We start from the raw sequence: 17187 nt of genomic DNA on the forward strand, positions 1-17187 counted from the left end.
CGTGAACGACTATTTCGGCATCCGAAATTGATAATCTGCGTCGATCAATCGAAATATTGTCCTTGTTTGTGCGTGGGAAACAAGCCATCTACCATCGCGGCAAAAGCGTTCCCATCCACCTCGCCTGTGCATGGCGGCGGCAAAAGATTCCAAAAAAGAGGAAACCATCCATGATTCCATTCGTAGTCCGAAGCAGAGGCAAATCCAGTTTGGCGAGATATTGTCTGCTGGCGATCGGCATCGGTTTTTCGATGCATGCCGCGGCGTGGGATCTGCCCGCCGACAATTCGACGGTCCCGCAAGCCGAAGTCGAGCAGATTCTCGGTGGCAAGGATTACCCGGAAACGACCGGCTTTACGCGGCACCTCGATTACATCGACTACACGGCGAACGGCAGGACGTTCACCCAGGTCGTCATGCGGCTCGACCCGAACACGCCGCTGATGCACGACGGCCGCAAGGTGGTTCTCGCGGCCACCGAGGAAGGCAGTTCGAGCGCAAACGGTTTCGTCGAAACCGACGAAGGCAAGGAGGGCATTGGCGTTTGGCTGGCCAAGCGAGGCGTGACGTTCATTGCGTTGAACCGTGTCGGGCGCTGGAACTTCTTCGCGCCCAACCGCAGCGGAACGTGGGAGACTATTCCGCTCGACGAGCGCATGCCGATCTTCTCGCAGCATCAAAAGGCGTACTGGTCGAAAGACGACTACGTCGTCGAACCGGCGGGCAAGACCTCCAGTTCGAGCGGCAGCGAATACGTTCGCTTTCCCAAGCCCGGCACGGAGCTATACGATGACATGGTCGCCTGCACGCCGGTCGCAATGGTCGACGGACTCGAGACGGGCTTGCGGCATGCATTGCCCGATGCCGAGCGTAAAAAGTCGCTGCTTCTTTACTGGGGTTTCTCGACCGGCGGCGCACTGATGTGGCCGCTTGCCGAACGCATCCGTCCTGACGGCTACCTGAATTGGGGCTCGTCGCCGCCGGGTGTCGTGTACTACTATGGAGCCGCGCTCGGTGGGCGTTGGGACTGGCCTTATGAGCATTCGGCGCTGCGTGTGCGCGGGCGCGGCCGCTCCGACTTCGAGTTCTATAACAAGCGCGCCGATCCGGCAACGAAGGATGAACGCTGGCAACGCGATTTGCGCGAGCCGCGCTTCAAGGCGGTCGAAGATCCCACCATGTTCGCCAACACGGCCGCGCTGACCGAAGACGCGATGCGCCTCTACACTGCCGATTTCGTGCCGGCCGACGTTAAAGCCGCGGGTTTCAACAAGATTTTCACCGACATCATCGCAACCACGATGCCGGGCCCCGCGTTGCATGGCCTGCCCGTGTGGGATATGAACGGCACTTTCGACGAAGTCTATTCGGTGCCGACGATGCAGGCCGCGCGCAACATGATGCAGCCCTACGTCGGCAAGCACGTGCTCATCCGTATCGACGGTTTCAATCACAGCATTGTCAATCGGCAGGTGCGCGTCATTGGCCCGATATGGTTGCGCGCAATCGAAAGCGGATATTTCGACTGACGTCGATTCCGCATTCGTTGGGTCATGTCGATACGTTCCTTGTTTGCAGCGCGGGCTGCTTCATCGAATGCGAGGCCGAATACGAGGCCGAATACGAGGCCCGGATCGCGCCGGGTGCAGGGCGGCAAGCACTCAGCGTTCTTCCGGGTGACTCGCCACTTGATTGCCGAAGGGCGGGCGGCTGGCGCTCGCCGCCTGCATCGTCGAACCCAGCGCGACGATACGTTCGAAGTCTCGCAGACTCGACGCCCCCGTTTTCTTCAGTATTGCGCGAATCTGGCTGCGAACCGTATCGAGAGAAACGTTTCTCGCGCGCGCGACATCTTCGGCCGACACCCCGCCCGCCAAAATCGCCGCAACTTCGGCTTCCGAGCGCGTGAGTCGAAACAGATCAGTAAGCAGTGCGCTGGAAGGGGCGGACGGTGCGAGCAGACGGCGCACGAGGACGGTCGCTGCGCCGCGAATGACCCCGGTGCCCATGTTCGGCTGTCCTGGTGACGAAAGATGGCGCAACGCAGGGCATATCAGGGTCCAGAGCGTGACGGGTTCGCTTGGCAGTGCGCCAGGACGAGCGCGTATGCGCATGCCGCCCCCGGCAGCGCCGCGCGAGGCGGCACCGACCAGGCGCCGCAGTTGCGCGTCGTCCTCCGGATGACGCGCACGCAGCCCGGATTCGTTCGTGCCGGTGCCGGGTCCGCGTCCGTGGCGGGTGGCGAACAGTCCGAAGCGCGGTTCTTCCAGCAAGGCAGCGGCTTCCGCGTTGCAATAAAGAAGCTTCATCTCCTGACTGACGACGATGACGCCGAGCGGCAGCACGTCCAGCGCGCCCGCACCGAGAGCCGATGCAGTGGGCGTTAGCTGCGCGCGCATTTGAAGCGCGCGTTTCAGATGCGGAATGAGCAGGGCAAGCGTGCGCTTGTCATCGTCTGCAAACGGCCGTGACGCGGCATCCCGGTGAAGCCCGAGCGGAATCACCTCCGATGTCCCGATCAGACCGCCGATCAGGTAGCGACGCGAGCTTTTGCGGCCGAAATCCGTATAAAACTCGCTTCTCACGTAGCTGCTGTCGGCAACGATCTCGTGACCGAGCCGGACATCTCCCCGCAGGCGCTGCGCTTCCTCAAGGCCGATCTTCCCGGCCGCCTGGCGGTAGGGGTCCAGCACGACGTATCGGGACGCGTACTCGTCGTCATACGAATCGCGGCGCATCAACAGATTGCCCGTCTTACCGAACTCGTTCGCGAGCCACAACGTGGCGCGCTGAGCGTCCATAAGGGACATCAATCGGTCGCCGAGATCCCGCCAGCTCGCGCCCTCGCCGAGCGCCGCCGCATAGATCAGATCGGCAACTTCTGGAAGTTCGAAGCCTTGCAAAGGAAGTATCCGCGCGATGTGACGGTCGGGCATGACCATCACCAGTTCTGGGGATGACGGGCGTGCGCTCCATGTTACAGACTTCAATGGCTTGCCCGCGCGGTTCCCGCTCGCGGCCATCTTGGGCTTGGGGAAGGGCGCATGGGCATTGGACGTATGTTCGCACGCCTCGGATGGCAAGGCGAGGCAATTCCATGTCGAATCGGACGGTCGGGAGGCGTCGCGCGCGCCCCGGCATTCGAGCCATGCCAACGCGGCCAACAGCCTGCGAAGGAGAGATATCATGTCGCGGGATCGGGCAAGGCAACGCGCTCGTCCGGCACTCCCGATAGGGCGTCCGGTCGCGGTGACAGTGGCGACGTTGTTGCTGGCGCTGCTGGGTCATGGGTGTCACGGCGGCGATATAGGCGAAGCGCCGACCGTCGTCACGAGGGCGAAACTGGACGGAAACTGCTTTACGAAGTTTGCGATCCCCTTGCCGGTGTTCGGGCCTGCCGGAGCGCTTGCGCGCGTTGATGCAGCCGCTCATCCCGATCTGACCGTGACCATGTCCGAGACCAGTCAGCAGGTGCTGCCGCCCGGTTCCTACCCCCAATGCGGCGCGGGCGTGACGCTGGGTCCGACGCGCGTATGGACGTACCGGACAACAGACTCCAATACCGGCGCGGTGCTGGGGCCGGCTCACTGGCCGGCCGTGACCATCGCCGCGCAGCGCGGAATCGCGACACGCGCCACCTACGTCAACAGGTTGCCGAGCTTCAACCCGGACGACCCCTCCGGTCCCGGCATGGTCCAGGGAGAATTGCCGTTCGATCAGACCGTGCATTGGGCCGATCCTCTGAAGACCGGCTGCGGCATGGCCGGGCAGGCCGCCGCGGCCGGTTCGGCCTGCAAGACGAACTATATTGGCCCGGTCCCGGCGGTCGTGCATCTCCACGGCGCCGAATTAGCCGCCGCCGACGACGGCGATCCGGAGTCGTGGTTCACGCCGGACGGTTTGAAAGGCGCCGATTACCACACGATCGGAAACCCCGGCCCCGGTGCGGCGACACTGGAGTATCCCAACTCGCAGGAACCGGGCACGCTCTGGTTCCACGATCATTCGCTGGGAACGACTCGCCTGAACGTCTACGCGGGGCTCGCGGGATTCTATTTCCTCAAGGACCCGGACAGCGAGCCAAAGGGTTATCCCAGCGGGCAGTACGAGATAGAAATGGCGGTGCAGGACCACATGTTCGACACCAGCGGCCAACTGTATATGCCGATACAGCAGCCGTCCCTGAATCATCCGTTCTGGAGCCCGATCTTCGAAGGCGACGTTGCGGTCGTGAATGGAGCGGCTTTTCCTTACCTGAACGTGGAGCCGCGACGCTATCGGCTACACATTCTGAACGGAAGCCTGAATCGGGGATACACCTTTGTGTTTGGCAACGCGCCCGTCTATCTGGTCGGAAGCGACGACAACTATTTCGACAAGCCGGTGCCGCTTCCCATTTCCTCGGCCGGCGCGTCCGAGGGACTGCCGGTCTCGCCGGGCGAGCGCGCCGACATCATCGTCGATTTTTCCCCCTTTGCGGGCCAGACGATCGAACTCACCAATTCGCAGCCCGGCCAGGATGTTCAGTTACCCGACATCATGCAGTTCAGGGTGGCCGCTTCCGCTTCCGGCCCCGACACGAGTTGCGATCCGGCAAATCCGGACTCATCCAGCGGCCTTTGCGCACGACCGCATCCGATGGTTCACCTGACGGACGGCAAGGGCAACGTATTGCCCGGCGTGAAAATTGACCGCGTGAGACAGATGGTTCTCTACGATCGCGTCGAGACGTCGGGCGGTCCGGTGCCCACCGACATCAAGGAGTACGTCAACAACACCACGTGGAACGGACTGGAGTCGGCAAGCATTGCTCGCGAGTTCCCGGCCGACGGCATAAGCGAACTGCCGCGCGTTGGATCGACGGAGATGTGGGAGATTCTCTATCTCTCGACGTTACACGGGGCAAGCCACCCGGTTCATATTCACCTCTCGCAGTTTCAGGTGCTCAATCGCCAGTCGATCAACGTGAGTCAGTACCTGTCGGACTGGACAAAGGCATTCGGCACGACGGGAAGCAGTCCAGCAGCACTGCCCGCGGGATGCACGGCGGGCGCCTATTGCACCGACTACGGGCCGCCGCTGAGCTACCTGACGCCCAACAAGGACGGTGCGCTCGGCGGCAATCTCCCTTTCAGCGGCTATCTGCAAGGTGCCTTCGAAGCGCCAGCGGCGGGCGAATCGGGATGGAAAGACACGGCCGACGCGCACGCCGGCCAAGTCCTGAGAATCCTCGTGCGATGGACGCCTTCGAGTGTTCCCGTCCAACCCGGCCAATCGTACGCGGGGCAGAACCTCTACGCGTTCGATCCCACGCAGGGGTATTACATCTGGCACTGTCATGTCCTCACCCATGAGGATAACGAAATGATGCGGCCATATCGCGTGACGAACTGACCTCGAAACATGCTTCGGCTATTGGGTTGCCTTCTGATCAGCATCGGCGTTTCGACGCTTCCGAACGCGTGGACGGCGTGGGCTTCGTTCGAGAACGGAATGACGGTCTACATGGTGTCCTGCGACGGGGCGCGAATAGGCGGCATCTGTCACGGCGACGAGCGAGCCGGCGTGCCTTTTACTTATCAGGTGTCACTGGACGAGCATTCGGTGACGTATCGGACGATGAACGATCCTGGGTTGCCCCGAACGCTTCCGTTCTGCGTAATTCGTGACGTGCGTAGCTGGCTGTGCCAGTGGAACCGTGACGAGGTTCCAAAGATCCGGTTCGGCATGGTAGGCGGAAATTATGTGGAAATCTCGGTCTGCACGACCGATGCGCCGGGTCCGATGTTTTATCAGGTCAGTCAGTGGCATTGGTGGCGCGTACGCTTGCGGGAAACATTTTCCCGCACTGAGGCGAATTCGCGTTCCGCGGCCGCCATGATACGCACGCGGATGTGAATTGCCTCGCCGCGTAATTGCTTTATCAAAGCGCGGAGGTCGCGCTCGGCGCCGCACGCTGCACTCGCCGTACCTCTTCGACAACGCGGCCTTCATGGCAGCACGCCGCAGCAGTTCCTTCAGCGGCATCGAAAGGCCTGACGCGCGCGTGGGGTAGCGGGTTGGGGCGTGTTTTCATGACATCGAGTTTACTTCGAAGATAGACGCCTTGTGATAAGGATACTTATCTTTATAGCGATGTTGTACGCAGATTCCACACTATTCGACATAGCAGCGCGAGGCGACCATCCTCCGCCGTACGCGTCACGCGTACAGGCGATGAACGCGCCTTGAACCGTTTTGGCCCGGACGGAACGAGATGCCCACGCCGCGACCAGCAAATGCGAAAGCAGCCTCGCAAAACGACGCGATGCATAAGCAGGTTTGTTTTTGCCAAAGAGAGAAAAAAAGAACCCGGCCTCCGTCACGCCCGTCGGTTTCAGACGAAGCGCGCGATCAGCCCCAGCACTTCGAGCGCGCCAATCAGCACCACGATCAGCGCCGGCAGCACGAGCACGACGACCCAGCCGGTCGCGCCACGCTGCGAGCGGCGCACGGTACGTTCAGTTTCGTCGAGATGGAGTTGGTTTTCGGCCATCCGAAGTCGATCCATGCCAACACTCCGTTTTGATCGTGCGCGGCCGCCGGGCGGCGGCCATGCGCGCTTGCATGTTGTATTCACGCATCGCGTCAGGTCGGCCACACGAACAGGTCGTGAGCGTGCGTGCCGCTGTCGATGTTCACGTTGCGGCGCACCGTGCTGCCGTCATAGCTTGCCGTCACCTCATAGCGGCCATCAGGCAGCCGCAACAGCATGAACGGTCCATCCGATTGCGCGTCGAGCACCGTGTTGCCATGCATGTCGGCAATGCGCACCGGTACGTCGGCGAGATAGTCGCCGTGTCGGCCGACGAACTCAAGCGTCAGCGGATAACGGTGCATCAAGTTTTTGAGCGCGGATGACTGGTCACTACCGATGCCGCCCGACAGATACGTGATGTCGCCCGAATGATGCGTGGCGGGCAGCGCTACGTCGGCGAAAGCCGTCTGCACGCTGAATGCCGTGGAGAGTGCCGCCGCTCCGAGAAAAGCGAGTGAACGTCCTTGCATGTCGAACCTCCGTGAGTGCGCTCGTACCGGCGACGGCATGGTTCGCGCGCATTCCATGTCGTACGGAGAAAGCGTAGGAGCCGCGACTTAAGCGTCACTTAAATGCGCGTCACTTAAATGCGGCTCAATAAAGCCGGATTAAAAAGCGCACCATGACGGCGCCTTCAACCCGATACCGCGAAGTCAACGCGATCCGTTCCTCGCGCACCGCGTCGCTTCTTTCATGAAGCCGACGATCGGCCCCGCTTCGTTCATCGACGTTGCATCGTCCTCTATGCGCGGCAAAGCGCGGCGCCTGTCTGCCGCCGGAGCCATGCGCCGTCCCGTTTCCTCGCGGCAATGCCCGCACTTGCCGCCGTTCGCGGTTTCGTGAGCTGCGAATTTCAAGCTTGCCGACCTCATCGTTAACCCGCTGTCTCGACATTTTCGATACAGTCGGTGATAAAGTCACTAGGTGACTTGGAGAGGAGAGGATATGTTCGAGAAAAACCGGCTACTGCAAATGCTTGCGAGCAACCAGATTCCGTTGGGCATGCAGTGCTTCACGGGGCACCCGGCGCTCATTGAAATCATGGGCCTGACGGGATTCGACTTCGTCATGCTCGATGGCGAGCATTCCGGCAACGACGTTCGCGCCATGGAGGACAGCGTGCGCGTCGCGCAGCGTGCGGGCCTCGCGCCCTATGTGCGGGTGCCCGACCGCGCCGACGAAACCGGCATCCGCCGCGCGCTCGAAGCCGGCGCGGAGGGCATTTTCCTGCCGATGATCCGCAGCGCGGCCGACGTGCGCCATGCGGCGAAATTCGCGTTTTTTCCACCGCTCGGCGAACGCGGCATTTGCCCGGCCACGCGCGCGGCAGGCTACGCGTTCCGCCATTTCGACCGCTACACCAGCTGGAACAACGCGCAAATCGCACTCGTGCCGATGATCGAACACCCGGAAGGCGTGGCGAACATCGACGAAATCTGCGCGCTCGACGAAGTGAAGATGATCGTTTTCGGTGCGGGTGATCTGGCTTACGCCATGGGCGAAGGCACGCAGATGATGAAAAGTCCGCGCGTGCAGCAGGCGTATCGAACGGTGCTCGACGCGGCGCAGCGCCACGGCGTGGCCGTGATCGGCGGCCCCGTGCTCGATCCCACACCGGCCGCGTGCCGCAAATCGCTCGACGACGGCGTGCGCGTCTTTTGTCTCGGACTCGACATGCTCGGCTTCCGGCGCTTCTGCGAGCAGACCGTCACGGCGTTGAACGCGGGCGTGGAGGGCAGCGCGTTTTCCCGCGCGCCCGCGCCCGAAAGTGCATTTCCCGAGTAAGCCCGCATCGCGCAACGCGCGTGAACTTCTTTCATAAACATAGGAATCCGAATGACTAAATGGAACTGGAAGCGCTACGTGGTGGGTCCGGATGCGAACGGCAAGTCGGCCGTGCTGATGGACGAAGCCACCAACGTGCAGCGCAATCCCGGTATTTTCTATCGCGCGACCTTGTGGAGCGCGGCCGAAGTGCCCGTCGACAACGCCATCGAGGACGATCGCACGAACGCCATCGAGACGCGCGAACCCTTGCCTGGCGGCTTGCTGTTCCGCGCGCTGGAAATCCCGCCCGATACCGCCGACAAGCAGCATCACGTCGAAGCGCTGCGCCAACTCAACACCGAGGTCAAGCAAAAGCATCTGCCCACGGAAGCGGACCTTGCGCGCCACCCGAGCATGCATCGCACGGACACGCTCGATTGCATCACCTGCATCAAGGGAGAAATCTGGCTCGTGACCGACGTCGACGAAGTGCTCATGCGACCCGGCGACACCGTTGTCATTCGCGGCACCAATCACGCGTGGAGTAATCGCTCCAGCGAGCCGTGCCTGCTGTGCGGCTGCATGATCGACGCCACGCCGCGCTAACTTCGCCGCCCCGTGCCGGCGCCTGGCGGCCCGCCGCGGCGGCCGGCAACGGGCGGCATCGTAAAAGGCTGCGCCCAAGAGCCAGCCGGTCACGAGGAGACACAATGAACGTCAAGAGGATGCGCGCGGCCGCGCTGGTTGCGTTGGCCGCGGCAGCCGGTTCGCGGGGCGCAAGCGCTTACGAACTGGGCTATCCCGGCTGGTCGATTCCACCGGGCGCGATGATGACGATGACGGCGGCGTCGCCCGCGCCGGGCGTCTACAGCTTCAACGAAATCTATACGGCGCAGGGGCACCGCAGCGGTCCCGGCGATCCCACGGGCGAGACGGCGTTGCATGTGGCGTCGGCCGTGACCGGCGTGCTGTGGTCGCCGGGCTGGACGTTTCTGGGTGCGCGCTACGAGGCGCTCATCGTACAGCCGTTCACGATGAACGACGCGGGCGCGCCGCTCAATCAGCAAGGATCGGGGATTCACAACACGCTGATCGCACCGGGCCAGTTGAGCTGGAAGCTCGGCGATACGGGGCTCTACGTGAAAGCGGGACTCGCCATTACGGTGCCGGACGGCACGATTTCCGGCGCGAACGGTCTCGCCGATCCGGGCGCGCCGTGGTGGATCGTGCAACCTTTGCTCAGTGCGTCGTACATCAAGAACGGCTGGAATCTCACGAGCAATGTCTCGCTGGAAATGAACACACCGAACACGAAAACGCACTATCGCACCGGCGACATTCTGCACGCCGATTTCACGGCCACGAGAAAGTTCGGCAAGTGGACGGTCGGCCCCGTGGCTTCGTACATCGGCCAGGTGAGCGGCGACACATCGAGCGCGTTCTATCACAACGCCATCAACGTGGATCGCTACAACCTGCTCGCGCTCGGCGCGCTGGTCGGCTACGACTTCGGCGGCGCGACCGTGAACCTGTGGGCGACGCAGGACGTGATCGCCAGTGCGTCGGGTGGTTCGAGCGGCGCGGACAAGGCGACCATCATCAAGGGCTACAAGGTGTTCGCCAATCTCAACTTCCGTTTCTAGCAGGCGGATTCAACGATGGAGATTCATATGGAAGCGACGCGCGAGCTGGACCTCGAAGCGGTCATCGACGAAGGCGGCGTGAGAGGCTTGCAGATAGCCGTGTTCGTGCTGTGCGGACTGATCGCGATGATCGACGGTTTCGACACCCAGGCGATCGCGTTCGTCGCACCGCCGATCATCGCGGCATGGCACGTCGAGCCCGCCGGGTTCGGCCGCGTATTCGGCGCGGGCCTGTTCGGCGGCCTGGTGGGCGCGATGGTGCTTGGCGCGGCGGGCGACCGCTTCGGCCGAAAGACGACCATGGCCTGCGCGGTGCTGATGTTCGCGGTGGCGTCGCTGTGTACGCCGCTGGCCACGACCATCGGCTCGCTAACGTTGCTGCGCTTCGCCACCGGCATCGGCTTGGGCGGCGCGTTGCCGGCGTTCATCTCGCTCACGTCCGAATACGCGCCGAAGCGCCTGCGCGGCACGCTGGTGGGCGCGATGTTTTGCGGCTTCCCGCTCGGCGCGGTGGTGGGCGGAGTGGCCTCGGCCGCGCTGATTCCGAAGTTCGGCTGGGCTTCCGTGTTTCTGCTGGGCGGTGCGTTGCCGCTGTGCATTCTGCCCGTGTTTCTCGCTGTCGCGCCGGAGTCGATTCGCTATCTCGCGCTGCGTGGCGATCGCGAGGCCATCGCACGCATCCTGCGCCGACTGCGGGTGCAGGCGCAATGGAACGGCCGCACGGCGGCAGTCGCCGCCCGCGCGACGGGCACGCGTCATTCTCCCGTGTCGAGTCTCTTTCGCAATGGCCGCGCGCCCGTCACCACGCTGCTCTGGATCGCTTTCTTTCTGAGCTTGCTGCTCACGTACTTTCTCATCAACTGGATTCCGGTTGTCGCGCGCAGCAACGGGCTCGACATCGGCAAGGCGGTCCTGGCCGTGTCGATGCTGAACCTCGGTGCGGTGGCCGGGTGCATCTCGCTTGGCCGTTTATCGGACCGTTTCGGGCCGCCCGTGGTGATCGGCTGCGCGTATCTCGCGGGGGCGCTCGCGATCGCGGGCATCGGCTTCGTGTCGTGGTCGCCGGCCTTGCTTTACGCGATGACTTTTGTAGCGGGCGCACTGAGCGTGGGCGCGCAAATGTGTACGGTCGCGCTTTGCGCGGTCTATTACGACACCTTCTTGCGTGCCACGGGCGTCGGCTGGGCGATGGGCGTGGGCCGTACGGGCGCGATTGCCGGTCCCGTGCTCGGCGGCATGCTGATCGGTGCGGGCGTGACGGCTGGCACGCTTTTTCTCGTTGCGGGCGCAACGTCGGCTGGCGCGGCGCTCGCGGTGCTGGCGCTCGGGCGTGCCGTTCGCGGGCAGGGCGGCCAGGGGCGTGATGAACACGATGCGCACGTCGCGTCGCGCACCGAACCCGGCTCGCTCACGCGCATCGCTAACGTCTGACGCTTCCCCGTAAATATTGAGGATCACGAAACATGAATACGTTGACTCTCCCGCAGGCTGCTCGCATCGTCGATGCGGCGCTCGACAAGGCGCGCGAAACCGCATGTGCGCCGATGACGGTGGCCGTGCTCGACGCAGGCGGTCATCTCGTGGCGTTCAAGCGCGAAGACGCGAGCGGCATCTTGCGCCCGCAGATCGCGCAGGCAAAAGCGTGGGGCGTGCTCGGCATGGGCGTGGGTGGACGGGCGCTTGCGCAGCGCGCGAACGCCGCGCCCGCTTTTTTCGCGGCCTTGACGGATATTGCTGCGGGGCGCATCGCGCCGGTCGCGGGCGGCGTGCTGATTCGCGACGCGACGGGCGCGGTGATCGGCGCGGTCGGCGTGAGCGGCGATCACCCCGAGAAGGACGAAGCATGCGCGCTGCACGGCATCGAATGTGCGGGCTTGAGCGCTGACGCCGGCTGACCGCGCCGATTCCCTCTTGCACAAGCGCGCCGGTCAACAGACCGGCGCGCTTGCGTTTAAAACGTCACGGCCATTTCGCAAATAATCCGCCGACGCGCGAATTGCCAGACGCCGCTTGCATCCTTGTGCAGTTCGTCGAGCACATCGTTGACGCGCAGGCGCACCGGCATGTCGTTGCCGGGCACTTCAAACGTGAGTTGCAGCGCCGTCGCCGACGCCTTGTCGCCGGTAAGAGCCGTGATGCGCAGATTCGACCAGACGTGCCGCGTCTTGCGATCGGAAATATCGAAGCGCGCCTGGCAGTCCGAAACGATTTGCGCACGGCCGATCGACTCGCGACCGCCCACGCTCAACACGCCGTCCTCGATAAACAGCCGCCCAAGTCCGGCCGCGTCGCCATGATCGGCGCAAAAAGCGAAATCGCTTAGCAATCGCTCGATCGACTGCTGCTCGGTAGGTGTCATGTTCGTCTCTCGTTAGTTTATGTCGACCGCGTCTATGGTAAACAACAAGTCACCAAGTGTCTTGTGAAATATAGTAGTATTCGACCCACGCAGACCGGTAACAGGAGAGACAGAATGCAGGGTTCAACCGAAGTGGCGTGGCAACCTTCGCGGCGCCTTGAGCGGGGCAACGCAGCCGAGCAGATTCTCGACGATCTGCGCGGCCGCATTCTCCATGGTCAGTTGCCGCGCGGGAGCAAGCTGCCGACGGAGAAGCAGCTTGCCGAGGCGTATGGCGTGAGCGGTCCTACCGTTCGGGAAGCCATTCGCGGGTTGTCCACGGCGCGGCTGGTCGAGGTTCGGCACGGCAGCGGCGCGTATGTCACGGCGGACAGCGACCAGTTGATCGGTACGTCGCTCAGTTCGATGATGCAGCTCGAACGCGTCGGTTTCGCGGACGTGCTCAGCGTGCTTGCCGTGCTGATGACGCACGCGGCGGAACTCGCGGCGGCCGAGGCGAGCGAACAGGACATCAATGCGCTTCATGCGGCGCTCGACCGCGTGGACCAAGGCGCGGACGCCGAGACGATAGCCGGCGGCCTGCGTGCGTTCGTGGACGCGTTGGCGAAGGCGTCGGGCAATGCCTTGCTGGCCGTGCTGTGCCGTTTTCTCGCCAGCGTGCAGGTCTCGCTGGCCAAGGAGTTGAGCGGCGATTCGTTCGACGTGTGGAAAAAGACCACAAGCAAGCTTGCGCGCGAGCGCCGCCGCCTTGTCGACGCCATTGGCACGCGGGACGCTTCGGCGGCTCGCGAAGCCGCGCATCTTTACAGCAAGCGCTCGGCGAAGGTCATCATGTCGATGCCGGCCGCACTCGACGCCACGCTCTCCGATCGCGCGATGGCGGGCTTGCTCGGCTCGTTGTTGCAGAACCGATAGGACAGGGGCCGTGTGCAGGTAGCGGCTGACTGATCGCGCTTTTTCGGCACGGTAATAACGGTTCGGCAGATTCGTAACGCACCCGTTTGACGCCTTCCGTAACGACTTCTTCGCTATTTCTCCAATTCCATGAAGAAACCATTGGCATGGTATGTCTGTGCGGTTGTCACCTGTGCGAACGCCGTGACGAGCCTGGCGTTTTCTTTGGTCTTGCTCGCGCACGGCCGCGGCGAGGCGGGCGACCTTTATAGCGCGGCACGCACTTTTTGCCTTGCCATCGCGGCGATTCTCGGCGCAGGGGCAGCGTCGCTTGACGTTCTATTCGTGCTTTCACCGCTGCTTGGCGCAATCCAGGCGTGCGATGCAATCGTCGGCTGGCTGTTACACGACATCGTTAAAACCATTGGGCCGGCCGTTTTTTCGGCGCTGACATTTGCATCCGTGATCTGGCTTGCCCGACATAAGCGGGCTGAGCCCGACTGAGCGGCCACGCCGTTCAGTCGGGAGCGCTCGTTCGCGGTCCGCAAGTACGTGTACCGGTCCGCTTACGAGGGAACGCTGCTGAAGCCTCCGCGCAGGAATAGTCTCTGCCAGGATTCGCCATCCACTGTTGTCCGGCTAATAAAAAACAATTAGCCGCGTGAATTCAGTCGTCGGCAATCACGCACGCCCGGCCATATATCGCGCGGGCGACGCACCCAGTTGCTTGCGAAACATCGACACGAAGCTACTCGCGCTTTGATACCCGAGATCGTCAGCGACCTGCTGCACCGACGCGCCTGCGCCCAGCCATTGGACGGCCAGCATCAGATGAAGCCGCTGTCGCCAGCGACCGAAGCTCATGCCCGTTTGATTGCTCAGTGCGCGCGCCAGCGTGCGCTCGCTCATACCGATTCGCCGCGCCCACGTGCGCATCGTGCTCCGGTCGGCAGGATTGCTTTTCATCATGTCCACCATCTTGCGCAGCCGTGTGTCCGTGGGCATCGGCAGATGGAGATTGCCCAGCGGCGCTTTGGCGATTTCATCCAGCAGCAAGGCGACAAGATGGGACTCGACGCCGCCGCGCTCGTACATCGTTGGCAGGCGGGCAGAGCGAATCAGCAGTTCGCGTAGAAGCGGTGTGGCAGCAAGCGCGCAACATGTCGCCGGCAGCGCCGACGCAACATCGGGTTCGATGAAGGTGACATAACACTCGAGCGGGCCGGAGGCCATGAACTTGTGAACAACGCCGCCCGGCACCCAGATCGCGCTTTGCGGCGGCACGATCCACAAGCCGCCGTCGACTTCGCAAGTCAGCACGCCTCGAATGGCGAGCATGAGTTCGGCTTTGCGATGCTGATGAAAACCCATTTCCTTGCGCTCGCGAAGAACGGCCGCGGCCTTCTTGTCGAGCGCTTGCATGTCGAAGCCGAGCGTACCGACCGTCACCACTGGACGAGGAACTTCATCGGGGTCCAGCCATTCGGCCAGGTCTGATGTCGGGCTTAGGACGGGCATGGGCGAACCGATATCGTTTGGCAGGAATTCCACATATTTTGGCCAAACTTCCTGATGTTGCCAAGCGCGAGGTTCTTTAGCATTGCCAGGGACGTCGATAGCGCACTGCCTTAAGAGGTGCGCCCGGACGACGTTGCCGATTCCGAACCTTTACCGATGGGACCCAACCATGAACTCACTCAGTACCACGCGCGTCGCCCAGACCTTGCAGCAGCTATTTGCGGAAGCGGAACAGGCGGACCGTGCATTAATGGCGCAATTTCAGGACGTCGATACCGCTGGGCCACAGTTGGCAGACGTGATCGCCGATCATTTCGCCGGAGAGCAGAGGGATGTTCGCGGCTTTTACCACGGCTATGTCGATAACTTTCTGAACGTGACGCAAGAATACGGACAGTTTCTCTACCAATGCGCGCGCGCCATCAAGGCAACCCGCATCGTCGAGTTCGGAACGTCGATGGGTATATCCACGGTCTATCTCGCAGCGGCACTGCGCGACAATGGCGGCGGGCATCTGACTGGCACCGAACTCGAACCCAGTAAAGCGGCACGCGCTCACGCCAACCTCGAAGTTGCGGGACTCGCCGATATCGTGGACATCCGCGTGGGCGATGCGCGTCAAACGCTCGCCGACCTTCGCGAGGAAGTCGACCTCGTTTTGCTCGACGGCGCGTTCAGCCTCTATCTGCCGGTACTGAAGTTGCTCGAACCATGTCTGAGAACCGGGGCGATGATTCTGGCGGAAAACGCGTTCGATCTGGAAAATCCCTATCTGGACTACGTGCGCAATCCTGCGAACGGCTATCTGTCGCAATCCATCCCGATCAGCCCCGGCCGTGGGAATGAATTTACTATCGTCACCCGGTAAAACGTTCATCCGCTTTCGAGTGGGTCAAGCGCTTCGCCGCTGTCTCCGCTGTTCTCCTGTTCCAGCTCTTTCAGACGCTGTGCCGTGCTTGCGGCACAGCGCCGCCGGCTTCCGTTCGGCGGCGCGCCGCTCGCTCGACGTGCGGCGTCATCAATACGGAATCCTGACTAAAAAAAGAAATCGAAGGGACCAGAAATCCGTTCGCGCTGAGGAAAGGCTCGGCAACTTCAATTCGCCTAACCACAGCCGTTAATTACAAATTCTTTACGAAACGAATGAGCAATCGGCAATAGTGTCTTAATGCACCAACATGCCGCATTTTAAATGTCGCGCATCAATTCGATGCATGGCTCTTAAATTGAAATGCAATAGAAATGTACATTCACGCTTTGTAATTTATTCGGCTTCCTGCATTTAAATTTAACGCCGGTCAATATCCAGGACCGCTGCCAGACGGCAATTTCGACGATTTAGAGCGATTTTTCTAATTTAGGTAATCTCCCATCAAAAAAAGTTTACTGCGCGTTTTTTTACTTGCTATCGTTCAGTCCGCCACACGCGTTACGAGCTTCGACACACGATTGTCACCGCGCCATGCGGGGCAAGGCTGCCGGAGTGACGGAAATGACGCGATGCTGTAGACCGCTTCCGTGCCAGTGTATGAATCGGGTTTGCCGCGAAGGTTCCCGACGTCATATAGGCCATTCGGTTCGGACTACGAAAGAAATAGCTGACTTGATGTGACGCGGCACGCCCGAGCGGCGGGCCGCGTCGCCGCATAGCGGAAAGTGGGCGCAAGGCGCCCGAGGGAGCGAAGGTGGTGATGAAAGGGGAAGTCGGTTTGCAATCGGTGCAATCGGCGCGATCGGTGCAATCGGCGGGCGCCGCGCTGCAACGGCCTGCGCGGCCCCGCGAGTTCGGCCGCAAGCAGCAGAATCCGGTGCGCCGTTTCGGCGGCATTGCGATAGTCCTGCTGCTGCACGTCGTGCTGATCTACGCGTTGATCAACGGCCTCGCGACCAAGGTCGTGCAGGTCATTCAGCATCCCATCTCCACGAAGATCATCGAGCCGGTGAAGCCGCCGCCTCCGCCGCCATTGCCGACCGTGCAGTTGCCGCCGCCGAAGTTCACGCCGCCTCCGCCGCCGTTCGTGCCGCCGCCCGAGGTGCCGGTGCAGGCGCCGCCGCAGCCGACCATCACGCATGCGCCAACGCCGGTGCAGAGCGCGCCGGTGACGGCGCCGCCCGCACCGCCTGCGCCGCCCGCGCCGGCCAAGCCGGTCAGCCACGAGGTGGGCGTGGTGTGCCCGAACTCGGATCAGATCCGTTCGTCGATCAAGTATCCGCAGGAGGCGCAGGAAAACAACGCGACCGGCGACGTGCTGATCGAGTTCGTCGTCGACCCGCAAGGCCATGTCACGAACGAGCGCGTGGCGAAGTCCGCCGACGACGACAGCCTCGATCGTGCGGCGTTCAACGCGGTGAAGCAGTTCAATTGCATTTCGCAGGGGCAGCCGGTCCGCGTGCAGGTGCCGTTCTCGTTCAACCTCAACTGAGGCGCG

Annotated in this window: 17 protein-coding genes; 12 read left to right on the forward strand and 5 right to left on the reverse strand. The window is 62.4% G+C overall.

Annotated elements, in window-relative coordinates; all coding sequences use genetic code 11:
• Positions 1–209 precede the first annotated feature (209 nt).
• Complete coding sequence (locus tag U5805_RS04885) at positions 210–1529, forward strand: hypothetical protein (protein ID WP_322102310.1); 1320 nt, start codon at positions 210–212, stop codon at positions 1527–1529.
• A gap of 132 nt (positions 1530–1661) precedes the next feature.
• Here U5805_RS04885 and U5805_RS04890 read toward each other — a convergent pair whose 3' ends face one another.
• Entirely contained in the window at positions 1662–2936 is a 1275-nt protein-coding gene (locus U5805_RS04890) for a helix-turn-helix transcriptional regulator (RefSeq protein ID WP_322102311.1), read from the reverse strand.
• Between U5805_RS04890 and U5805_RS04895 the strand changes: the two genes are divergently transcribed.
• On the forward strand, positions 2935–5394 hold the full coding sequence (locus U5805_RS04895; RefSeq protein ID WP_322102312.1) for a multicopper oxidase family protein: 2460 nt from the start codon (positions 2935–2937) through the stop codon (positions 5392–5394). The genes U5805_RS04890 and U5805_RS04895 overlap by 2 nt on opposite strands.
• Positions 5395–5493: 99 nt before the next feature.
• Positions 5494–5898, forward strand: a complete 405-nt coding sequence (locus U5805_RS04900) for a hypothetical protein (RefSeq protein WP_322102313.1) — start codon at positions 5494–5496, stop codon at positions 5896–5898.
• Between the two features lie 478 nt (positions 5899–6376).
• On the opposite strand, the gene U5805_RS04905 is transcribed toward U5805_RS04900, so the two are convergent.
• On the reverse strand, positions 6377–6550 hold the full coding sequence (locus tag U5805_RS04905) for a hypothetical protein (protein WP_322102314.1): 174 nt from the start codon (positions 6548–6550) through the stop codon (positions 6377–6379).
• 77 nt (positions 6551–6627) lie between these two features.
• Positions 6628–7047, reverse strand: a complete 420-nt coding sequence (locus U5805_RS04910; protein ID WP_322102315.1) for a carboxypeptidase-like regulatory domain-containing protein — start codon at positions 7045–7047, stop codon at positions 6628–6630.
• Positions 7048–7522: 475 nt separating this feature from the next.
• Here U5805_RS04910 and U5805_RS04915 point away from each other — a divergent pair, with 475 nt between their 5' ends.
• The 5 genes from U5805_RS04915 (at position 7523) to U5805_RS04935 (ending at position 11882) form a co-directional block, all read left to right on the forward strand.
• A complete protein-coding gene (locus U5805_RS04915; RefSeq protein WP_322102316.1) occupies positions 7523–8362 on the forward strand; it encodes an HpcH/HpaI aldolase family protein in 840 nt (279 codons plus the stop codon).
• A gap of 51 nt (positions 8363–8413) precedes the next feature.
• Positions 8414–8950 carry a cupin domain-containing protein gene (locus tag U5805_RS04920; RefSeq protein WP_322102317.1) on the forward strand — a complete coding sequence of 179 codons (537 nt, stop codon included), beginning with the start codon at positions 8414–8416 and terminating at the stop codon, positions 8948–8950.
• A 104-nt stretch (positions 8951–9054) separates the two neighbouring features.
• Positions 9055–9987, forward strand: a complete 933-nt coding sequence (locus U5805_RS04925; protein WP_322102318.1) for a transporter — start codon at positions 9055–9057, stop codon at positions 9985–9987.
• Positions 9988–10002: 15 nt separating this feature from the next.
• Positions 10003–11418, forward strand: a complete 1416-nt coding sequence (locus tag U5805_RS04930) for an MFS transporter (protein WP_322102319.1) — start codon at positions 10003–10005, stop codon at positions 11416–11418.
• A gap of 32 nt (positions 11419–11450) precedes the next feature.
• Positions 11451–11882, forward strand: a complete 432-nt coding sequence (locus tag U5805_RS04935) for a heme-binding protein (protein WP_322102320.1) — start codon at positions 11451–11453, stop codon at positions 11880–11882.
• Positions 11883–11938: 56 nt separating this feature from the next.
• On the opposite strand, the gene U5805_RS04940 is transcribed toward U5805_RS04935, so the two are convergent.
• Positions 11939–12346 carry a nuclear transport factor 2 family protein gene (locus U5805_RS04940; protein ID WP_322102321.1) on the reverse strand — a complete coding sequence of 136 codons (408 nt, stop codon included), beginning with the start codon at positions 12344–12346 and terminating at the stop codon, positions 11939–11941.
• A gap of 114 nt (positions 12347–12460) precedes the next feature.
• On the opposite strand from U5805_RS04940, the gene U5805_RS04945 reads away from it, so the two are divergent.
• Together U5805_RS04945 and U5805_RS04950 are read left to right on the forward strand one after the other, a co-directional pair.
• Positions 12461–13261, forward strand: coding sequence for a FadR/GntR family transcriptional regulator (locus U5805_RS04945; protein WP_322102322.1), 801 nt, complete (start codon positions 12461–12463; stop codon positions 13259–13261).
• A 129-nt stretch (positions 13262–13390) separates the two neighbouring features.
• Entirely contained in the window at positions 13391–13744 is a 354-nt protein-coding gene (locus U5805_RS04950; protein WP_322102323.1) for a hypothetical protein, read from the forward strand.
• Between the two features lie 177 nt (positions 13745–13921).
• On the opposite strand, the gene U5805_RS04955 is transcribed toward U5805_RS04950, so the two are convergent.
• On the reverse strand, positions 13922–14791 hold the full coding sequence (locus tag U5805_RS04955; RefSeq protein ID WP_322102324.1) for a helix-turn-helix transcriptional regulator: 870 nt from the start codon (positions 14789–14791) through the stop codon (positions 13922–13924).
• A gap of 136 nt (positions 14792–14927) precedes the next feature.
• On the opposite strand from U5805_RS04955, the gene U5805_RS04960 reads away from it, so the two are divergent.
• Both U5805_RS04960 and U5805_RS04965 read left to right on the forward strand, forming a co-directional pair.
• Positions 14928–15626, forward strand: a complete 699-nt coding sequence (locus U5805_RS04960) for an O-methyltransferase (protein WP_322102325.1) — start codon at positions 14928–14930, stop codon at positions 15624–15626.
• An 823-nt stretch (positions 15627–16449) separates the two neighbouring features.
• Complete coding sequence (locus U5805_RS04965) at positions 16450–17181, forward strand: energy transducer TonB (RefSeq protein ID WP_322102326.1); 732 nt, start codon at positions 16450–16452, stop codon at positions 17179–17181.
• The last annotated feature ends 6 nt before the right edge of the window (positions 17182–17187 follow it).

Source organism: Paraburkholderia sp. J41 (assembly GCF_905220235.1).
Classification (GTDB): domain Bacteria; phylum Pseudomonadota; class Gammaproteobacteria; order Burkholderiales; family Burkholderiaceae; genus Paraburkholderia.

What these genes read in the sequence shown, in the direction of transcription:
- U5805_RS04895 (WP_322102312.1), top strand. Translation starts at nt 2,935, where the DNA reads ATGACCATCACCAGTTCTGGGGATGACGGGCGTGCGCTCCATGTTACA.
- U5805_RS04890 (WP_322102311.1), bottom strand. Translation starts at nt 2,936, where the DNA reads ATGCCCGACCGTCACATCGCGCGGATACTTCCTTTGCAAGGCTTCGAA.
- U5805_RS04900 (WP_322102313.1), top strand. Translation starts at nt 5,494, where the DNA reads ATGACGGTCTACATGGTGTCCTGCGACGGGGCGCGAATAGGCGGCATC.
- U5805_RS04905 (WP_322102314.1), bottom strand. Translation starts at nt 6,550, where the DNA reads ATGGATCGACTTCGGATGGCCGAAAACCAACTCCATCTCGACGAAACT.
- U5805_RS04910 (WP_322102315.1), bottom strand. Translation starts at nt 7,047, where the DNA reads ATGCAAGGACGTTCACTCGCTTTTCTCGGAGCGGCGGCACTCTCCACG.
- U5805_RS04915 (WP_322102316.1), top strand. Translation starts at nt 7,523, where the DNA reads ATGTTCGAGAAAAACCGGCTACTGCAAATGCTTGCGAGCAACCAGATT.
- U5805_RS04920 (WP_322102317.1), top strand. Translation starts at nt 8,414, where the DNA reads ATGACTAAATGGAACTGGAAGCGCTACGTGGTGGGTCCGGATGCGAAC.
- U5805_RS04925 (WP_322102318.1), top strand. Translation starts at nt 9,055, where the DNA reads ATGAACGTCAAGAGGATGCGCGCGGCCGCGCTGGTTGCGTTGGCCGCG.
- U5805_RS04930 (WP_322102319.1), top strand. Translation starts at nt 10,003, where the DNA reads ATGGAGATTCATATGGAAGCGACGCGCGAGCTGGACCTCGAAGCGGTC.
- U5805_RS04935 (WP_322102320.1), top strand. Translation starts at nt 11,451, where the DNA reads ATGAATACGTTGACTCTCCCGCAGGCTGCTCGCATCGTCGATGCGGCG.
- U5805_RS04940 (WP_322102321.1), bottom strand. Translation starts at nt 12,346, where the DNA reads ATGACACCTACCGAGCAGCAGTCGATCGAGCGATTGCTAAGCGATTTC.
- U5805_RS04945 (WP_322102322.1), top strand. Translation starts at nt 12,461, where the DNA reads ATGCAGGGTTCAACCGAAGTGGCGTGGCAACCTTCGCGGCGCCTTGAG.
- U5805_RS04950 (WP_322102323.1), top strand. Translation starts at nt 13,391, where the DNA reads ATGAAGAAACCATTGGCATGGTATGTCTGTGCGGTTGTCACCTGTGCG.
- U5805_RS04960 (WP_322102325.1), top strand. Translation starts at nt 14,928, where the DNA reads ATGAACTCACTCAGTACCACGCGCGTCGCCCAGACCTTGCAGCAGCTA.
- U5805_RS04965 (WP_322102326.1), top strand. Translation starts at nt 16,450, where the DNA reads ATGAAAGGGGAAGTCGGTTTGCAATCGGTGCAATCGGCGCGATCGGTG.